Origin of the sequence: Streptomyces sp. NPDC101225, assembly GCF_044767585.1 — a bacterium.
Classification (GTDB): Bacteria; Actinomycetota; Actinomycetes; order Streptomycetales; family Streptomycetaceae; genus Streptomyces.
The window spans coordinates 22209-39649 of sequence record NZ_JBIWOE010000064.1; the positions used below are offsets into that span (position 1 = coordinate 22209).

Consider the following 17441-nt stretch of genomic DNA (forward strand, 5'->3'; position numbering starts at 1 on the left):
CGCCGGGTGCTCGTCCGGTGGCAGGGTGCTGGTGCCGCCGTGTCCGGGGCCGGGCGGTCCTTCGCGGGCGGATGCCCCGGCGCGGGTGGCGGCGGCCGGGTCGTGGCCCCGTGCCGGTGCGCGGGCGGCGGCCGGCCCCGGTGGCGGGGCTGTGATGTGTGCACTCCGCCCGCGAACGCGCCGGCCTCGGGGGGCCTGCGGGCGGGTGCGGCGGTGTCCGGCCGGTGGCGCGGTGCGCGTGTGCACGCCCTGTGCCGTACGCCCTGTGCCGTGCGCCCTCGGCGGTGCGGCCGGGTGCGGTGCGGTGGTGGTGCGGCGGTGGTGGGGACGGCCGTGTCGGCCGGGGCCCGCGGCTTGTGGCCGGGCGCGTCGGCCGGCGTCCGTCGCCGGTGGGCTTCCTCTGGGCTTCCTCCTGGGCCGGTCGCCCGCGGGCGGTGCGGGCGGCGGCGGTGCGGGCGGCGGGGGTGCGGGCGGCGGGGGTGCGGGCGGCGGGGGTGATGCGGGCGGTGGGGCGGGGGTGATGCGGGCGGGGTCTGCTGGTGTGGGGCCGCGGGCCGCGGCCGGGCGGGGGGTCAGCTCGGGGCCGGTGGTGGGGTGATGTCCCGTACGAAGACGGGTTTGAGGTGCTGGTGCGGCAGTGCGTCGGGCAGTTGCTCCCAGTCGAGGACGTGGCAGACGACGCGGGCGGGGTCGACGGTGCCGGAGGCGGCGAGGCCGAGGGCGTCGGGGAGGTGGGTGCGGACGTTGTCGCGGGCGATGCGCAGGGTGACGCCGGTGAGGTACATGTCGAGCAGGGGGAGCTCGCCGGGCCGGAAGTGGTTGCCGGCGGATTCGCAGATGCCCTCCGGGGCGAGGGATCTGACGGCGAGTGCGAGCTGGTCGACGCGGCCGGTGGCCTCGACGGCGATGTCGAATCCGTGCGGGACCGGCTCGGTCGTCTCGGCGGTACGGGCGCCGAAGCCCGCGGCGAGCTTGCGGTGCCCGGCGTCGGGGTCGACGTAGAGGACGTCGCGGGCGCCGAGCGCGCGGGCGATGTCGCACACGTACAGGCCGATGCTGCCCCGGGCGACGACCAGGACCCGGGCGCCGGGACGGGCCTTGAGATGGGGGGCGGCCAGCCGCCAGGCGAGGGACCAGTTGTCGCTCGCCGAGGCCATGGCGACCGGGTCGAGGCCGGCGGGCAGCGGGACGAGCATGGCATCCGCGTAGGGGACGCGGACCAGGTCGGAGAAGAGCCCTCCCCAGCTGCCGCCGATCGGCGCGCCGTACATGGCCATGTGCGGGACCGAGGCGCAGTGGGCGGTGAGCCCGCCGCGGCAGGGGGCGCAGCTGCCGCAGCTGATGGACCAGGGCACCACGACCAGGTCGCCGGGGGCCACCGTGGTGACCTGGTCGCCGGTGTCGGTGACGCGGGCGACGCACTCGTGGCCGAGGGCGAAGGGCGGGTCGAGGAAGCCGTGCCCGGCCAGGATCGCGGAGTCCACGTCGCAGGAGGTCGCGGCGACCGGCGCGACGATCGCCTCCGGGCCGCAGCGGATCTCGGGGTCGGGTGCCTCGCGCCATTCGACCCTGCGGCGGGCGGTGTAGGTCAGTTCACGCATCGGCCCGCTGCTCCTTCGCCAGGGCGGCCAGGTCGGCGTGGCGGACCACGGAGCCGCCCGCACCCCAGGTCCCCTCGGGCTGCTCGTGCACCGGCACCCACACCCGCAGCGCCTGGTCCGCGGGCAGGCCGGCCGCCGAGAGCACGGTGGCGGTGGCCTCCTCGACCAGGCCGGCCGTGCGCCGCTTTGACAGAACCCCCCGGGCAACCGTCACCTCCACCAGGAAGCGGGGCGCGTCGTCCTGGGCCGTCCGCTGCGCGCCCTGGGGCAGTTCGGTGAGGTGGCTCCGCGCCTGGGCCCGGAAGAACGCGGTGTCGGGCGCGCCCTCCCACCGCAGCAGCACGGCGGCGAGATCGTGCTGGACCCTCGCGCGGCCCCGGGCGGTCAGGGCACCGCCCGGGACGGTCAACCGGATCACCGGCACGGCAGCTCCTCGGGTCTTCGGGTCTTCGGGTCTTCGGGTCTTCGGGTCTTCGGGGTTTCGGCAGCCTCTCGTTATGACAGTCGTCATAACGAGAGGTCACGGTAGACTATGACGGCCGTTATAGCCAGAGGGGATGTGCGGGTGACCAGGAGCAGCGGCGGTACGCCGTCCCGTGAGCGGATCGTGGCGGGCGCCGCCGACATGATCAGCCGGCGCGGGCTGAGCGCCACGAGCATCCGGGAGACGGCCCGGCACGCCCGGGCGCCGCTCGGCTCGACGTACCACTACTTTCCCGGGGGCAAGCAGCAGCTGGCCACGGAGGCGGTCCGCCACACGGGCGAGTGGGTCGCCCGCCGCCTGCGTGAGGAACTCACCGCCGGTCCCGCCGCCGGCCTGCGCGCCTTCTTGGCCCTGTGGCGGGCCATCGTCGTCGGCAGCGACTTCCGCGCCGGCTGCCCCGTCCTGGCCGTGGCCGTCGAGGAGCCCCCGGCGGACGGGGCGGCGCCCGCGCTGGCGGCCGCGGCCGAGGTCTTCGGGCAGTGGGAGGGCCTGCTCGCCGACTCCCTGCGCACCCACGGCGCCGACGCCGAGCAGGCGGCGCAGGTCGCCACGCTCATCGTCGCGGCCGTGGAGGGCACCGTCGCCCTCTGCCGTGCCAGGCGCAGCACCGAACCCCTGGACCGCACCGCGGCGCAGCTGCTGGCCCTCGTCGACGCCACGACCGGGCGCTGAGGGCCCCGGCGCGTCGAGGGGTGCTCGCCGCGTGCGGTCCCCGCGCGCCGGGTGCGCAGCGGAGGCCCCGGCCTTCCGCCCGGGGAACACGCCGCTGCCGAGGGGCCGGGGGGCTGAGGGGCCGGGGGCTGAGGGGCCGAGGGGCCGGGGGGGATGGGCAGGACGCCTCCGCGTGAGCCCCGGCTGTCCCCGGTGGTCACCCGCGGGGCCGCCTGCCGGGCCGGTGGGCGGTTTCGGCGTGCCGCAGGCGCCGGCCGCTGCGGCCGGGGCGTGTTCGGTGGTCCCGGCGCGGGCTTTGACCGTGAATGCTGACGTCGTTTGGGAGTGTAAATCTAACGGCGGATCCGGCGATCATGGGAGAGTGGTCAAGTGACTGACACCGTCGTGGAGTTGGAGAGCTGTTCGCGCCCGCGGGCACTTCCCCGACGAGGCCGCCGCCCTCAAGTGCATCCACATGGCGCTGATGAGCCTGCACCCGACCGGGAAGGGCCGCAGGCGGTGGGCCATGCGCTGGAAAGCACCCCGCAACGCGTTCCGGGTCGCCTTCGAGGGACGCCTGACTCCGAGCGGCAACTGGCCATCGACAAACCAAGATCAGCCGTTGGATTGACCGACCCGACTGACGTCCTGCCGTGAGTCTGCCGCGTGACGGAGGTAGTGGTTGTGACAGGTTATGACGTGCTTGCCGAGGTGTACGAATGGCTCATCTCGGATGCGAAGTTGCCTCCGGCCGAGTTCGCTGCGTCGTTCGACGACGTCCTCGATCTCCTGCCGTCGAACGCTCACGTCCTCGACTGTTCGTGCGGAACCGGACAGTTGGCGGTCGGCCTCGCCGGTCGTGGCATGCAGGTTGTCGCAACTGACGCCAGCGAGGCGATGGTTCGTCGGACTGCAGAGCTGTCTGAGGAGTTCGGGGCATCCGTCCGGGCCGTACGGGCGAACTGGGAAGAGTTGCCCGACCATTTCCAGGACAGCACGTTCGACATGGTGTTCTGCGTTGGCAACTCGCTTCACCATGCCACGGGCGCGACAGGCAGGGGTGCTGCTCTGGAGTCGATGTCACGGCTTCTGCGCCCCGGCGGGCGCTTGGTACTCACATCCCGCACCTGGGAACTCGTGAGGGCCAGAGGTTCCCGGCTGGAGATCAGTGACCGACTCGTCCGCCGGAACGGTCGCGATGCCGTCGTGGTCTACCGCTGGGAGATTGCGCCGCTTTGGGAGCAGGAGCACCACATCGAGATTGCGATCGCGCAAGTTGATGCGGCCGGGTTGGTTCTCGTCCGCTCGGAACTGCTGTCCTGCTGGCCCTACCGGTACGAGGAACTCGAAGCCGAGCTGCACCGGGTCGGACTCCAGACGGAACTGAGCACGTTCGATCTTGAGGCCGAGAACTACATGGTGGTCGCGAGCAAGGCATGAACACCGGACTCTCAGTCCCTGGCCGGACCGCGCGGTTGCTCGCAGGACGCTTGCGCCCTCTCATCGGTGCGGGTTCAAGCGGTCAACGCAACGCCTCGGACGAGGAGTGCTCGTCGATCAGACGGCGGTAGATCCGGGGTGACGGTGCGGCGCTGTTTTCTGGTCGCGTCCAGATCAATGAGCAGGATCTCGTCGATCAGCAGCGTGAACGGATCCAGCCCCGACGGCCGCGCCGAAGCGGTTGCCGTGCGTGGCTGCGGCCAAGCCGAGGTCAGGGCCTTGTTGACCGTGCTCCAGGTGACGCCGTCCTTGGCACTGCAACGCCCGGTTCGACATGCCATTGCGGGAGCCGCGCCGCAGCGCGGCGTACAACTCGATCTTCGACTGCCAGGCGGCATCGGGGGATGTTCCTTTACTGAGCACATCCAGCTTCACACCGCAGCCCCGGTGGTGACGTCAGCTTTCACGAACAACTGACGTCACCAACTACCGACAGAACCACGGCGCGGGCTTCCCGGCGCCGGTCGCCGTGCGTGGGCGCCGCGTCGGACACCGTCGCGTCGGCGCCCGGCCCGCGGCGGCCGCCCGGCGTCCGCGGGCCGTCGTGCCGGGCTCGCGCCCGGTGAAGCGCAGCGGGAACCCGCCCCGCGCGGCCGGCGCGGACCGGACGGCCGCGCCGGCCGCGCGGGGCGGGCCCGGCGTCCGCCGGTGTCCCGGCCGGTCCGCGGCGCCGCGTTGGGCTCAGGCGGCCCTTCGGACCGCTGGCCGCCGGCGGTGATGACGGCAGGGCCCGGCAGGCCTGCCCGGTGCCCGGCGCCCGATACCCCGTACCCGGGTGGCCGGGTGGCCGGGTGGCCGGGTGGCCGGGTGGGGTGGTGGTTGGTCCGGTGGTGCTCGAGCGGTGTTCGAGGGGTGTCCGAGGGGTGTTCGAGGGGTGGGGCGCAGCGTGGGGGGAGCAGGCGGAGGAGGGGGCGGGTATGCCGGCGCGGCGGATGGATGGTGCCCGGCACACGGTGGAGGTCGCGGCGCCCGCCGGTGTGGTCTACGGGCTGCTCGCCGACGCGCCGCGCTGGCCGGTTCTGCTGCCGCACTGTCTGCATGCCGAGCGCATGGACTTCGACGGGCAGCGCGAGGAGCTGCGGCTGTGGGAGTACCGCCGGGGCCGGGTGTCTTCCCTGCTCGCCCGCCGGGTGCTGCGGCCCGGGCGGCGCCGTATCGACTTCTGGCTGCACCCGGCGCCGGTGGCGGAGCAGGCGCCGGTGGCGGGCAGCTGGAGCGTGCGGTCCGCGGGGCAGGAGCGCTGCCTGCTGACGCTGCAGCAGGAGCGCCCGCCCGGGCAGGCGCCCGGCGTGCTGCAGGTGCAGGTGCGGGAGGAACTGGAGGCGGTGCGCGCGAGCGCGGAGCTGTGGGACCGCCTCGATGAGCTGCTGCTGGCGTTCGAGGACGGCGTGGAGGTGGCCGGCCCGCAGGAGCTCGTCTACGACTTCCTCTACCGCATCGCCGACTGGGCCCGGACGGTGCCCCATGTCGACGCGGTGGAGGCCGTCGAGGACGAGCCGGGGGTGCAGCAGGTGGTGGTGCACACCGTGGTGCCGCACACCGGCCGGCCGGTCGCCCTCGAGGGGGTGCGGCTGTGCTTCCCGGCCGCCGGGCGGATCGTGCACAAGCAGACGGTGCCCTCCGGCCTGCTCGCCGCGTACTGCGGGGAGTGGTCCCTGCAGCCCGGCGCGCGGGGGCTGCGGGCGGTGTGCGCGCACCGTGTGCTGCTGCGGCCGGGCGCGGTGGAGGCCGTCCTGGGCCCCGGCGCCCTGCCGGTGGACGCCCGCCGGCAGGTACGCGAGTGGCTGGGCGGCGCCGGCACCGAGGTGCTCGGCCTGGCGCGCTGGCACGCCGAGAGCGCCGTACGCCGCCTGCGATGAACACCCCCGGCGCCGGCCGGCGGCACACCCCCCACCCCCAACTCCGGTGCCCGCCGCCCCCGTGTATCCGCCTGGAGTGTCCGCCACGACGACGAGGAGACCGGTGATGGCCCCGACCCGCCTTGCTGCGCATCTGCGGCCAACGGCCGCTCCCGCCGTCCCCATGCCCCCGGCATCCGCCGCCGTGGAGGGGTGGGCGGGGCCGGTGGACGGCGCGGCCCGGCTGGAGGTGCTGCTGGGGGATCCCCGTGATCCCGCCAACCCCTACGGCCGCGCCGCCCTGTGGGCGGCCGGGTACGACGCCCTGCCCGCCCCGCCCGCCGGCCTGCCCGGCAGCGGGCGGGGACGGCCGTGCGCCGACGGGCTCGCCCGCGCCCTGCGCCCGCTCTTTTGCCGGGATCTCGCCCTGGCCCACGCCTGGAGCATCCGCCCCCCGGCCGGGGCCCCGGCCCCGGACGGTGCCGGGCTGCTGGCGCCCGCCGCGCTGCTGGCCTCGGCCGGCGGGATCCTGCGCACCACCGCCCGGATCGTGGCCGGCCTGAGCCGCCACGACCCCGCCGCGGGGCAGTGGCATCCGGTCCTGGCCGGTCTCTTCGCGGAACTGCTGGCCTGCGAGAGCCTGGTGGCCCTCGCCCTGCGCTCCTGCCCCCGCCCCGGCTGCCCCCGCCCCGGCCGCCCGGGCCCGCGGCCGGCCGCGCCTGCCGCGCCTGCCGGGGAGGGCGAGGGGCTGGAGGCGGTGGTGGGCTACGTCGTGCCGCAGCTGGCCGGCGAGCTGCTGGACGATCTCGAACTGGTGCTGAACGAGTGCGGGTTCGGCGCCGCCAGTGTGGAACAGCGCATGCTGGCCCGGCTCGCCGGGAGCCGGGAGGGGGCGGGCGCCGGCTGGCGGGCCGCCCGCGGCGCGCAGGCCCGCCTCGCCCGTGCGCTGCCCCGCCGCGCCGGCCCGCACCCGGACCCCGCCACCGCCCCCGCCGTGGGTGGTGCGGCCGTAGGGCCGGCCGCGGATGCGGCCGCGGATGCGGCCGCGGGGGTGGAGGCGGATCTCGCCGCCCTGTTCCGGATCACCGTGCGCGCGCCCGCCCTGGCCTGCGGCGGCCTCACCTGGCGGGCCCTCGCCCAGAGCCTGCCCGCCACCGCCACCGCCACCGCCTGCGCCGGTGACGGCGGTGACGGCGGTGGGGGTGGCGGCGGGGAGGGGGAGGCCCTGGTCCGGGCCGGCCGCCGGCTGCTCGTCGAGCAGCGGGCGCTGCGGGCCGCGTCCGCGGCCGCGCACGCGGCCGGTGCCGGTCCGGCCGATCCGGCGGTACGTGCCCTGGCGGACCGTCAGGCCCTGCTGGTGCTGGCCGCCGCGGTGCTGGGGGTGCGGCGGGCGGCGGCCGGCGACGGGCCGCGTTTCCTGGGCCGGTCCGGCTGGGCGCTGGTGGCGCTGGGGCGGATCACCGAGCGGCTCGGGCTGGCACCGGTGCACCACGCCCCCGATCCGCGGCCGGGCGTGTGGCAGGAACTGGCCCGGCGCGCGGACGGCGGCGCGGACTGCGACCTGTACGCGACGAGGCTGCTGTGGTGACCCCGCCCGGCACCCCCCGCCACCCCCGCCCCGGCCCTGATCCCGGCCCCCGTCCCGGCCCTGGTCCCGGCCCGTCCGGTCCCGGTCCTGGTCCCGGTTCCGGCCTTGGCTCCGGCCGTGGTTCGCGGGCGGCCCCGCCGTCCCCCGCGCCGGCGGCCGTCTCTGCGTCTGCGCCGGAGTCTGCGTCTGTTGTGGTGCCGGTGCGGGTGGCGGGGCCGGACGGGCCGTGGGAGGAGGTCCAGGAGCAGGTGGAGCGGGCGGGCCGGGCGGTGGTGCACACCACCTGGGGCCAGTGGCTGGCCTGTGCCCTGCTCGATCCGGGACTGCGGGCGCTGCTGGGCCGTGACTGGCCCCGTTACCGCGGGCATCCCGCTGCCGCCGGGCGGCTGGGGTTCGCCGTGTCGAGGGTGGTGCTCAAGCACGCGGCGGCCGCGGCCCTGCAGGTGCCGGCCGGCCGGCTCGACCTGGCCTACCTGCCGGGCGGGCAGCCGGTGCTGCGCGGCCTGGGCGCGGACGCGCGGGTGAGCCTGGCCCACACCGATGAGCTGATCGTGGTGGGGGTCAGCCGCGGCGGGCCGATCGGGGTGGACGCCGAGCCCGCCGCCCGGCAGGTCTCCTTCGACCTGCTGCGCGAGCACGTGTGCACCGCCGGGGAGGCGGGCCGGCTCGCAGCCCTGCCCGAACCCGCGCGCAGCGAAGGGCTGTTGCGGCTGTGGACGCTGAAGGAGGCCTACACCAAGGCGCTCGGGCAGGGCATGCGGCGCCGGTTCTCGGCGATCGGCTTCGACCAGGACGCGCACGGCGGCGTCCGCCTGGCCGCGGCCCCGGCCGGGCCGCCGTGGTCGTTCGCCACCCATCTCCTCGACGGCCGCTTCCTGGTCAGCCAGGCCCACCGGCACGACACACCCCACCGGCCCGACACACCCCGTCCGCCCGGCGCACCTGATCCGCCCGGCGTGCCCGACCCGCCCGGCGCACCTGATCCGCCCGGGGTGCCGGGGGTGCCGGGGGCGGGGCCCCGGGCCGGGCTCCGCGCCCTGGACCTGCTGCGGGGCCAGGAGCCCGGGCCGTGGTGAACCCTGTACGCCCGGCCCGGCCTCCGGCGGGCCGGGAGCGGTTCTCGAGCGCCGCGGCGGACAGTGACCGGGACGAGGAGGCAGCCATGGGCGACACCGGCTGCGCGGGGCCGGCCCTGCGCGTGGAACGCGGCACGGCGAGCGAGGAGGACCTGGCCGCCCTGACCGCCGTCCTGCTGGCGCTGCGCGCCCGGCCCGCCCGGCAGCCGCCGGACCGGCCGGCCCGCGGCCCGCACTGGGGGCACCGGCCGGCCGGCTACCAGGGATGGCGCGCCGGCCCCGCCGGCTGACCCCTGTGCCCGTCCCGCCGGCTGCCCCGCCCCGCCCAGGGGCCTGCGCCCCGCCCCGGCCGCCGCCCCTGCCCACTGCACCAATGCACCGACCGCATGGTCGGTTTATTGTTCACCTTTCATCCTTCCATGGTCGGTTCCCTGCCCCGCAGGCCTCCCGCCCGCGGGCGGGAGGGACGCCGGCCTCCGGCGGGCCCGTACGGCACCAAGAAGGCATACGTGCGGGGAGGTTGGGGTGAGCGGGAGGCGGGAGGCGGCCCCCGGGGCGGGCCGGGGCGGCGGCCGGTCCCGGCAGGAAACGGGACGGGCGGTCTCGTATTGACATACCGTACGTGCTGTTTTTTAATCGGGGGGTGCCGGCAGCGCACGTGGACTGGGGGAGACGGCGTGGACATCGACGTACTGGGCGCACTGGACGTGAGGGAGAACGGGATGTCCGTCGCGCCCACGGCGCCGAAGCCCCGCCAGATCCTGGCGTTGCTGGCCCTGCACGCGGACCGGGTGGTTCCGGTGGCCTCGCTGGTCGAGGAGCTGTGGGCCGCCCGGCCGCCGCGCAGTGCCCGCACCACCCTGCAGACCTACGTGCTGCAGCTGCGCGACCTCATCGCGGGGGCGCTGGCCCTGGACGGTGCGCCGGCGCCCGGGGCGGGCCGGCGCGGCGCCAAGGACGTGCTGCTGACCCTGCCGGGCGGCTACCTGCTCGCCTCCGGCGGCGGGCGCAGCGACGTCCGCGAGTTCGAGCGGCTGGCGGGCACCGGTTACCGGGCGATGGACGCCGGCGACTTTTTGGGCGCCTCCCGCGCGCTGCGCGCCGCCCTGGAGCTGTGGTCGGGACCGGCCCTGGCGGACGTGCGGCAGGGCAGCCGGCTGGCCGTGCAGGCCCGGCGGCTGGAGGAGAGCCGGCTGTGCGCGCTGGACCAGCGCATCGAGGCGGACCTGCAGCTGGGCCGGCACCGCGAGGTGCTCGCCGAGCTGACGGTGCTGACCAGCCGGCACCGCACCCACGAGAACCTGCACGCCCAGTTCATGACCGCGCTGTACCGCTCGGGCCGGCGCGGCGAGGCGCTCGACGCCTACCTGCGCCTGCGCACCACCCTCGGCCGCGAACTGGGCCTGGAGCCCTCCCCGCGGCTGCGCCGGCTGCAGCACACGATCCTGCGCGCCGCGCCCGAGACCGCCCCCGGCCCCCGCCCCGCGCCCGGGACCTGCTCCGGCCCCCGCCCCGCGCCCGAGACGGCCTCCGGCCCCCGCCCCGAGCCGGCGGTCCGGGACGGCCGGCCCGCCGGGCGGGGCGCCGGCCCGCGGCCGCCCGCCGGCCCGCTGGCCCCCGCCCCCTGACCCCCGCCCCCGGGTTGCCCGTCTCCTGCCCCTCTGCCCCCGGCCCGCCGAGTCCCGTCAACTGAGCCCCGCCCCCCGCCCCTTGGCCCCGCCGGGCGGCGGGCGCCGATCCTTGGAGGCATCACCCATGAGCAGTGAGCCGACGCGGCGCGGCGCGGACCGCGCCGCCGTGCTGGCCGAGCTGACGGCCGTGCTGGCCGGTGTCGTGCACGCCGACGCCGGCCGGGTCGACGCCGAGCAGCCCTTCGCCGTGCTGGGCCTGGACTCGCTGCTCACCGTCGAGTTCGTCGCCGCCGTCACCCGGCACTTCGGCGTCCCCCTCACCGGCGCGGCCCTGTACGAGTACCCCACCCCGGCCCTGCTCGCCGGGCATCTGGCGGCCGCCGGGCAGGGCGAACGGGCCGCCGCGGCCGGGCCCGGCCCGGCCGCGGCGGCCGCGGTCCTGCAGGACCTGCGCGAGCAGCTGGCCGGGATCCTGCACTGCGACGCCTGGGAGATCGACGCCGGTGCCGCCTTCACCGAACTGGGCCTCGACTCCCTGCTGGCGGCCCACTTCGTCGCCGGCGTCAACCGCGCCTACGGCCTGAGCGAACGCCCCGTCACCGTGACCGAGCACCCCAGCCTCGCCGCCATGGCCTCCTACCTCGCCTCCCGCACCCCCGGCCCCGATGCCGCCACCGATCCCGATCCCGGTCCCGGCCCGGGTGCCGAGGCCGGGGCCGGCCGCCGCCCCGCGCCGGCCCCCACCGGCAGCGGCATGGCAGACCCCGCCCCCGCCCCTGCGGCGGTGGCCGAGGGGCCGGGGCCGGAGGCGCCGTATCCGGCGGCCGGGCCGGGCGGGCCGCTGTCCCGGCAGGAGATGATCGCGCTGCTGGACGCGGTGCGCGGCGAGCGGATCGGTGTGGACGAGGCCGCCGCCCTCCTGACGGACCGCCCCGCCCGATGAGCGTCCCCCGCCCGATGACCGGCCCGCGCCCGGGGACCGGCCCGCGCCCGATGAGCGTCCCGTGCCCGGGGGCCGGTCCCCGCCCGGCGGCCGGTCCGTGCCCGGCGGCCGGCTCCGGGCCGGGGCGGGGCGGGACGGACGGGACGCCGCCATGACCCGCACCGCACCCCGCCCCCTGGACGCCGGGCCCGCCCTGCCGCCGCCGGCGCCGGCGCCGGTGAAGCTGTGGCTGTGCCCCAACGACGCCCTGGCACCCGACACCGCCACCCTGCTGGCGGCGCACTGGCTGGACGAGCGCGAGCACCGGACCGCGGCCCGCTTCCTGTTCGAACGCGACCGCCGCCAGTACCTCCTGGCCCACACCCTGGTACGCCGCGCCCTGGCGCTGGAGGCCGGCCTCGCCGAGGCCGAACTGGTCATCTGGCGCTCCGCCCGCGGCCGGCCCTTCCTGCAGCCGCTGCCCGGCGGCCTGCCCCGGGGCGGCGACCACCTGGACTTCAACCTCTCCCACGCGGGCGGCTACAGCCTGCTGGGCATCGTGCGCAGCCGGCGCATCGGCGTCGACGTCGAGGGCCTGGAACGCGAACCGCACGCCCTGGAGACCATCGTGACCACCTTCGCCCCCGACGAGCAGGACTGGGTGGCCGCCGCCCCCCGCGGCCGCGGCCGCGACCGCCGGGTGCTGCGCCTGTGGACTTTGAAGGAGGCCTACACCAAGGCCCGCGGCCTGGGACTGGGCCTGCCCTTCGACGAGTTCGCCTTCCGCCTGGCCGACGACCGGGGCGTGCTGGGCTTCCGGCCGCCCGCCGACGACCTGGCCGCCCGCTGGCGGTTCATGGAACTGGAGCCGGTGCCCGACGTGCTGGCCGCGGTGGCCGTCCCGGCCGGTGGCCCCCACCCGCCGCTGCTGCAGCTGCACCACGGCTTCCCCTGGCACCGCGGCGCCCCGCACACCCTCACCCTGCCCGAACCGGCCGGCCCGATCCCCCCTGACCCCCTGACCCCCTGACCCCCTGACCCCCTGACCCCCTGACCCCCTGGCACCTTGACCTATCGGGCCACTTGGCCACTTGGCCGCCTGGCCGCCTGGCCTCCCGGTCCGATACGCACGCGCCCGGTCTGCCGGTCTGCCGGAAAGGCACGTCCCGGCCGCCGGGCTGTTTTCCGCGTTCTTGATTGCCGGAGCGGAATCCGTCGTTCAATTCGGCGTCGGCGAGCGGCGGTGAAGGGCGGAAAACGGCGATGACACGTGTCCGTGAAGTGCCGTGCAGGATTCATGCACCACCCCCCGTGGAGCACCGCTAGAAGACCGCTACAGGAAATCGCTCGGGCCGCACGGAGGCGGCTAGCGTGCGCAGTGGCGGAGATTTCTGGCCACCCGAAAGAATCGGACAAGGAACTCGACGAAGTGGGGAGGCACCATGAAGATTCAGGTTCTGGGGCCGTTGAGTGCCGAGGTCAACGGGGGATCCATCGTTCCGACGGCCGGCAAGCCGCGGCAGATTCTGTCCCTTCTGGCGCTCTTTCCCGGACGGGTCATGCCCGTCCCCACACTCATGGAGGAACTCTGGGGAACGCAGCCCCCGGCAAGCGCGCTGACGACCCTTCAGACCTACATACTCCAATTACGCAGAAGGCTCGGCACGGCCATGGGCCCGGGTGCCCCGGCCGGTGCCAAGGACGTTCTCGCCACCCGGCACGGCGGATACCTGCTGCAGATCGACAAGAGCTGCGTCGATGTGAACACCTACGAGGAGCTGGCCCGTCAGGGACAGGCCGCCTTCGAGGCCGGTGACAACGAGGTCTCCGCGGCCCGGTTCGGGCAGGCGCTGGACCTGTGGAGCGGCGCGCCGCTGGTCGACGTGACCCTCGGCCCGGTCCTGGACATCGAGGTGATGCGGCTGCAGGAGAGCCGGCTGGTCACCGTGGAGCGGCGCATCGACGCCGACCTGCGGCTGGGCCGGCACGCGGAACTGATCGCCGAGCTGACCGAGCTGACCGCCCGTCACCCCCACCACGAGGGGCTGCACTCCCAGGTCATGGTGGCGCTGTACCGGTCGGGCCGGCAGGCCACCGCGCTGGAGGCCTACCGCCGGCTGCGCATGCGGCTGATCGACGAGCTGGGCGTGGAGCCCTCCCCGCAGCTGCAGCGCCTGCACCAGGCCATGCTGGCCGTGGACCCGCTGCTGGACCAGCTCGCCGGGCCGCGCCGCACCTCGACGTTCGACCTGTTCGCCGCCTGACCCCGTGCCCGTGCCCGCGTCTGCGTCTGTGTCTGTGTCTGTGTCCGCACTCGTGTCCGTGTCCGTCCGCCCGGGGGCCGCCGCACCGCCGTCCGTGACACCGCCGAACCGCCGCCCGCAGCAGGGCGGTTCGACGGTTCGGCGGTCTCGCTACGGGGTGCTCGGGCCGCCCGTCACGCGTGCGGCGGCCGCCTGCGTTCGCCGTCCGCGCCCGGCATCCGGCGCACCGGCGCAGGCGGTGGCGGTGAGGACGGCCGCCGGCCGCCGGCCGCTGTCAGGGCCGGGCGCAGGGCGGTGAACTCCCGTGGATCCAACGGTCCGTGGGGGTCCGGCGCTCGCGCGGTGCACCTGGGTGCACCGGCTCTCCAGCGCCTCTTGAGCGGGGGCGGGCAGGGTGGGCGTACACGGCCGTAGGGATGACGGGCCATGAGGAGGACTTCGTCATGGTGTCGGTGCTGTCCGAACCGCTGAGCGGGGTGCTGCACGAACTGCTCACCGCCCGCAGTCTGCGCGAGCGCAACAAGGAACTCGCCCTCGCCCTGGTCGCGGCCGCCGACCGGGGGGAGGCCAACCAGCTCACCCGGCACTGGGCCCGGCCCGACGGCACCGGCCGGCCGGTGCTGCCCGGCGGGCTGCGGCTGCGCGCGGAGAGTGTGCTGGCCGACGGCGACGCCGTCGTGCTGCGGGCGACCGCGCGCGCCGGGCGGGCGGTGTGGTCGCTGGTCGCCGAACTCGGCTTCGACGCGGCCGGCCGCCTCGCCCGCTACCAGGATCTGCTGGCCCCCCGCCCGGACGCCGGCTGACCCCGCCCCCTGGCCTTCCGGGCCGCCCGGCCCCGGCTCCCGGCTGCCGGTCAACTCCGGTACACGCCGCGGCCGTTCGGGCCCGCCCCGGGGCGGGCCCGTGCTGTTCACCGCCGGCCTGCCGCCTGCCGCCCGTTGGCCGTCGCTTGCCGGCCACCGCCTGCCGCCTGCCGCCTGTTGGCCGTCGCCTGCCGGCCACCGTCTGCCGGCTGTCCGTGGGCCGCTGTCTCGTGGCGTCGCCGTGTCCGTGCCGGGTGCGTCCAGGGGGTGGACGAGGCCAGGTCGTGGACGGTTCGCGGGCCGCTGGAGAAGGCGGGCCGGGCGGGCGCGGCCCGTCTAGCGTGGTGAGCCGGGTGTGGGGAGGGGGCCGTGGCCGAGTACCACGCCGCCGGCGGCGCCCGCCCCGCCCGTGCGGTTCGCGCCGTGCGGCAGGGCCGTGCCGGGCTGCCGGGCGGCTGGGCCCTGCGGCGGACGTGCGTTCCATGCGGGGGCCCGGGAAGCGGGGGCGCCCGGGGAAGGGGGAGGCGATGGACGACGGCCGGCCGGCCGGCGTGTGCGCGGTGATCGACCCGGAGCACGGTGCGCACGGCGCGCTTCATCTGCACGGTCCGCTGCCGGCGGGCCGCTTCCAGCGGGCCCTGCACCGTATCGCGGAGATCTGCCCGCAGGCCCGTCATCCGGTGCCCCGGCTGCTGCGGCACGGGCCGGACCGGCACACGGTGGAACTTCCCGGCCCCGGGGGCGGGTCGGCGCCCTATCCGGCGGGTCTGCTGGCCGACCTGCTGACCGCCGCGCCCGGCCGCGAGGAACACGAACACGAACACGGGCACGGGCAGGGGCAGGGGCACGGCCATGCCCACCGCCGGGGGCGGGGGCCGGGTGCGGGGGCGGGCGGGCCGGGACCGCCGTGCGGGACGCTGCCGCGGACCCATCCGCCCACCCCGCTGCAGCTGCAGCGCCTGGCCGAGGCGCTGGCGCGTCCCGGCCAGCAGGCCGAGCAGCTGCTGTGGCGCTGGCACGGCCCGCTGGACGCGGCCCGGTTCAGCGCGGCCTGGCAGGCCGTCAGCGACCACGAGAGCGTGCTGCGGACGGCGTTCTTGTGGGAGCCGCGGCCGCGGGCCGTGGTCTTCGAGCGGGCCGCGGTCCCGGTGGCGCGCCGGGATGCGGGCGGGCTGCTGTCGCGGGCCGCGCTGCTGGCGTCCGAGCGGGCCCGCGCCTTCGACCTGCGCCGTCCCATGCCGCTGCGGGTGACGCTGGTGGAGGGGGCCGCCGGGTGGCCGGCGACACCGTTCACCGATGTGCTGGTGACCTACCACCGGGCCCTGCTGGACGGCTGGAGCGTGCGGCTGCTGATGCGCGAGTGCTGCCGGGCCTATCTCGCCGGCGGGGTGCTGCCGGGCGGGGAGCGCCGGCCCGATCTGAGCGACTGCGCCCGCCACTTGGCCGCCCGTGACCTCGGCCCGGCCGGCGACTTCTGGCGCCGCCCCGCCCACCCGCGCCCGCCGTCCCCCGCCCTGCCCGCCCCGCCCGCGGCGGACGGAACGGGCGCGGCGGACGGGCCGGCCGTGCCGGACCGCGGGGGCGGGGGCGGTACGGGTGTGCACCGGGCGGGCCTGTCCGCGGCGGAGAGCGCCCGCCTGGCGCGCTGGGCCGCGCGGTGGGGTGTCACGGAGAGCGGTGTGCTGCAGGCGGTGTGGGCGATGCTGCTCTACCGGGCCTGCGGCGCGGCCCCCGGGGGTGCGGTCGTCGGGTTCGGGCTGGGGTTTGCCGGGCGCGGGCTGCTGCTGGAGGGCATCGGCGCCGTCCCGGGCCCGTTCGAGAACGCGCTGCCCGTCACGGTCGCCGTCGACGCCGGGCTGCGCCTGCCGCGCCTGCTGCACCAGCTGCGCGACCGGGTGGTGGACCTGGCCGCCTACGAGTGGGTGCCGGCCGCCGGGATGGGCGCGGCACCCGGCGGGGCGGTGCGGGCCGGCGGGCTGCTCGCCGTCGACTGCGGCCCGCGCCCCGAGGACCGTTACGGCGCCGCGCTGGCCGCGCACGGCATCCGGCTGGAGGAGCAGGAGGCGGCCGCGGCCCCGGCCGGGTACGCGCTGCGGCTGAGTGCGGGTCACGACGCGGCCCGCGCCCTGGTGCTGACGTGCGTGCACGACCGTGACCTGGTGGCCGCGGCGGCCGCCCGCACCCTGCTGGCGCACGCGGTGGGGCTGCTGCGGCTGCTGCCGTCCGTGGCCGGCGAGGCGACCACCGTCGCCCAGGTGCTGGCGTGTCTGCCCGCCGCGCCCACGCCCCGGGTGCCCGCGGTCGTGCGCAGGCCGGCGCGGCCGCCGGCGGTGCTGCGGGCCGCGGCGGCGCCCGGGGCGGCGACCGTGTGCCTGGTCGAGGTGCCGGGCGCGCCGCGCACCGGGCACGCGGAGCTGGTGCGCCACTACCGCGGGCCGGAGGCGCTCACCGTGCTCGGGGCGGGCGGCGCCGCGGACGGCCGGCCGTCCGCCGCCCTGAGCCGGCTGGCGCGGGCGCCGGGCCGGCTGGTGCTGGCCGGCTACTCCGGCGCCGGCGCGCTCGCCTGCGAACTGGCCCGGCACGCCGCCCGGTTCACGGCGCGCCCGCCGCTGGTCGTGGTCGGCGGCAGCGGCGACGACGCGGACGGCGCCCGCACCCTGGCCCGCGCCCTGCAGCAGGCGGGCACACCCCCCGCCCGGCCCTGAACCCCGCCCCGCCCCGAACCCCGGCACACCGGCCCGGCACACCGGCCCGGCACACCGGCCCGGCACACACCGGCCCGGCACACACCGGCCCGGCACACACCGGCCCGGGTGCGGCCCGCCGCGGCGGCCTTACGGGCGGGTGCGCAGGTGCGCGGTGACGCGGGGACGCGGAGGTGCCGGGGCGCCGGGAATGCCCGGGGACGGGGGCGGTGGGGCCGCCCGTGTGCGTGCCGGGGGGACGGGGATGCCCGGGGCGGGGCGGCGGGGCCGCCCGTGTGCGTGCCGGGGGGGTGCCTCTATGTCTTTCGTCAAGCGAGGCGTGGGGTTCGGGGTTCGTAGAAGGTGCCGTCGCGGAGCATCGCGAACAGCACGTTGATC

Annotated in this window: 15 protein-coding genes and 1 pseudogene; 14 read left to right on the forward strand and 2 right to left on the reverse strand. The window is 77.0% G+C overall.

The genetic code is table 11. From position 1 onward, the window contains the following. Window positions 1-572: 572 nt before the first annotated feature. Window positions 573-1601, reverse strand: coding sequence for a zinc-binding dehydrogenase (locus tag ACIRPX_RS43220; protein WP_404205620.1), 1029 nt, complete (start codon window positions 1599-1601; stop codon window positions 573-575). After that, complete coding sequence (locus ACIRPX_RS43225) at window positions 1594-2025, reverse strand: 4-oxalocrotonate tautomerase family protein (RefSeq protein ID WP_404205621.1); 432 nt, start codon at window positions 2023-2025, stop codon at window positions 1594-1596. Before ACIRPX_RS43225 ends, ACIRPX_RS43220 begins: the two co-directional genes overlap by 8 nt. 141 nt (window positions 2026-2166) lie before the next feature. Between ACIRPX_RS43225 and ACIRPX_RS43230 the strand changes: the two genes are divergently transcribed. The 14 genes and pseudogenes from ACIRPX_RS43230 (at window position 2167) to ACIRPX_RS43295 (ending at window position 17063) form a co-directional block, all read left to right on the forward strand. Then, window positions 2167-2757 (forward strand): TetR/AcrR family transcriptional regulator, encoded by a 591-nt coding sequence (locus ACIRPX_RS43230; RefSeq protein WP_404205622.1) that lies wholly within the window; start codon window positions 2167-2169, stop codon window positions 2755-2757. A 394-nt stretch (window positions 2758-3151) separates the two neighbouring features. Further along, a pseudogene (locus tag ACIRPX_RS43235) lies at window positions 3152-3367 on the forward strand (hypothetical protein); the annotation flags it as partial. 53 nt (window positions 3368-3420) lie between these two features. Next, window positions 3421-4176 carry a class I SAM-dependent methyltransferase gene (locus tag ACIRPX_RS43240; protein ID WP_404205635.1) on the forward strand — a complete coding sequence of 252 codons (756 nt, stop codon included), beginning with the start codon at window positions 3421-3423 and terminating at the stop codon, window positions 4174-4176. A gap of 177 nt (window positions 4177-4353) precedes the next feature. Then, a complete protein-coding gene (locus ACIRPX_RS43245; RefSeq protein ID WP_404205623.1) occupies window positions 4354-4653 on the forward strand; it encodes a hypothetical protein in 300 nt (99 codons plus the stop codon). 500 nt (window positions 4654-5153) lie between these two features. Continuing rightward, window positions 5154-6095, forward strand: coding sequence for an SRPBCC family protein (locus ACIRPX_RS43250; RefSeq protein ID WP_404205624.1), 942 nt, complete (start codon window positions 5154-5156; stop codon window positions 6093-6095). A gap of 106 nt (window positions 6096-6201) precedes the next feature. Then, window positions 6202-7662 carry a hypothetical protein gene (locus ACIRPX_RS43255; protein WP_404205625.1) on the forward strand — a complete coding sequence of 487 codons (1461 nt, stop codon included), beginning with the start codon at window positions 6202-6204 and terminating at the stop codon, window positions 7660-7662. Between the two features lie 206 nt (window positions 7663-7868). Beyond that, the gene (locus tag ACIRPX_RS43260) at window positions 7869-8738 is read left to right on the forward strand and encodes a 4'-phosphopantetheinyl transferase family protein (protein ID WP_404205626.1); all 870 of its coding nucleotides are present in this window, start codon (window positions 7869-7871) and stop codon (window positions 8736-8738) included. Then, window positions 8732-9028 carry an acyl-CoA carboxylase epsilon subunit gene (locus tag ACIRPX_RS43265; protein WP_404205627.1) on the forward strand — a complete coding sequence of 99 codons (297 nt, stop codon included), beginning with the start codon at window positions 8732-8734 and terminating at the stop codon, window positions 9026-9028. Before ACIRPX_RS43260 ends, ACIRPX_RS43265 begins: the two co-directional genes overlap by 7 nt. A 387-nt stretch (window positions 9029-9415) precedes the next feature. Further along, entirely contained in the window at window positions 9416-10366 is a 951-nt protein-coding gene (locus ACIRPX_RS43270) for a BTAD domain-containing putative transcriptional regulator (protein ID WP_404205628.1), read from the forward strand. A gap of 127 nt (window positions 10367-10493) precedes the next feature. Then, window positions 10494-11312, forward strand: coding sequence for a phosphopantetheine-binding protein (locus tag ACIRPX_RS43275; protein WP_404205629.1), 819 nt, complete (start codon window positions 10494-10496; stop codon window positions 11310-11312). A 151-nt stretch (window positions 11313-11463) separates the two neighbouring features. After that, window positions 11464-12321 (forward strand): 4'-phosphopantetheinyl transferase family protein, encoded by an 858-nt coding sequence (locus ACIRPX_RS43280; RefSeq protein WP_404205630.1) that lies wholly within the window; start codon window positions 11464-11466, stop codon window positions 12319-12321. A 412-nt stretch (window positions 12322-12733) separates the two neighbouring features. Next, window positions 12734-13555 carry a BTAD domain-containing putative transcriptional regulator gene (locus ACIRPX_RS43285; protein WP_404205631.1) on the forward strand — a complete coding sequence of 274 codons (822 nt, stop codon included), beginning with the start codon at window positions 12734-12736 and terminating at the stop codon, window positions 13553-13555. A 416-nt stretch (window positions 13556-13971) separates the two neighbouring features. Further along, window positions 13972-14358, forward strand: coding sequence for a hypothetical protein (locus ACIRPX_RS43290; RefSeq protein ID WP_404205632.1), 387 nt, complete (start codon window positions 13972-13974; stop codon window positions 14356-14358). Window positions 14359-14885: 527 nt separating this feature from the next. Next, window positions 14886-17063 (forward strand): condensation domain-containing protein, encoded by a 2178-nt coding sequence (locus ACIRPX_RS43295; protein WP_404205633.1) that lies wholly within the window; start codon window positions 14886-14888, stop codon window positions 17061-17063. The last annotated feature ends 378 nt before the right edge of the window (window positions 17064-17441 follow it).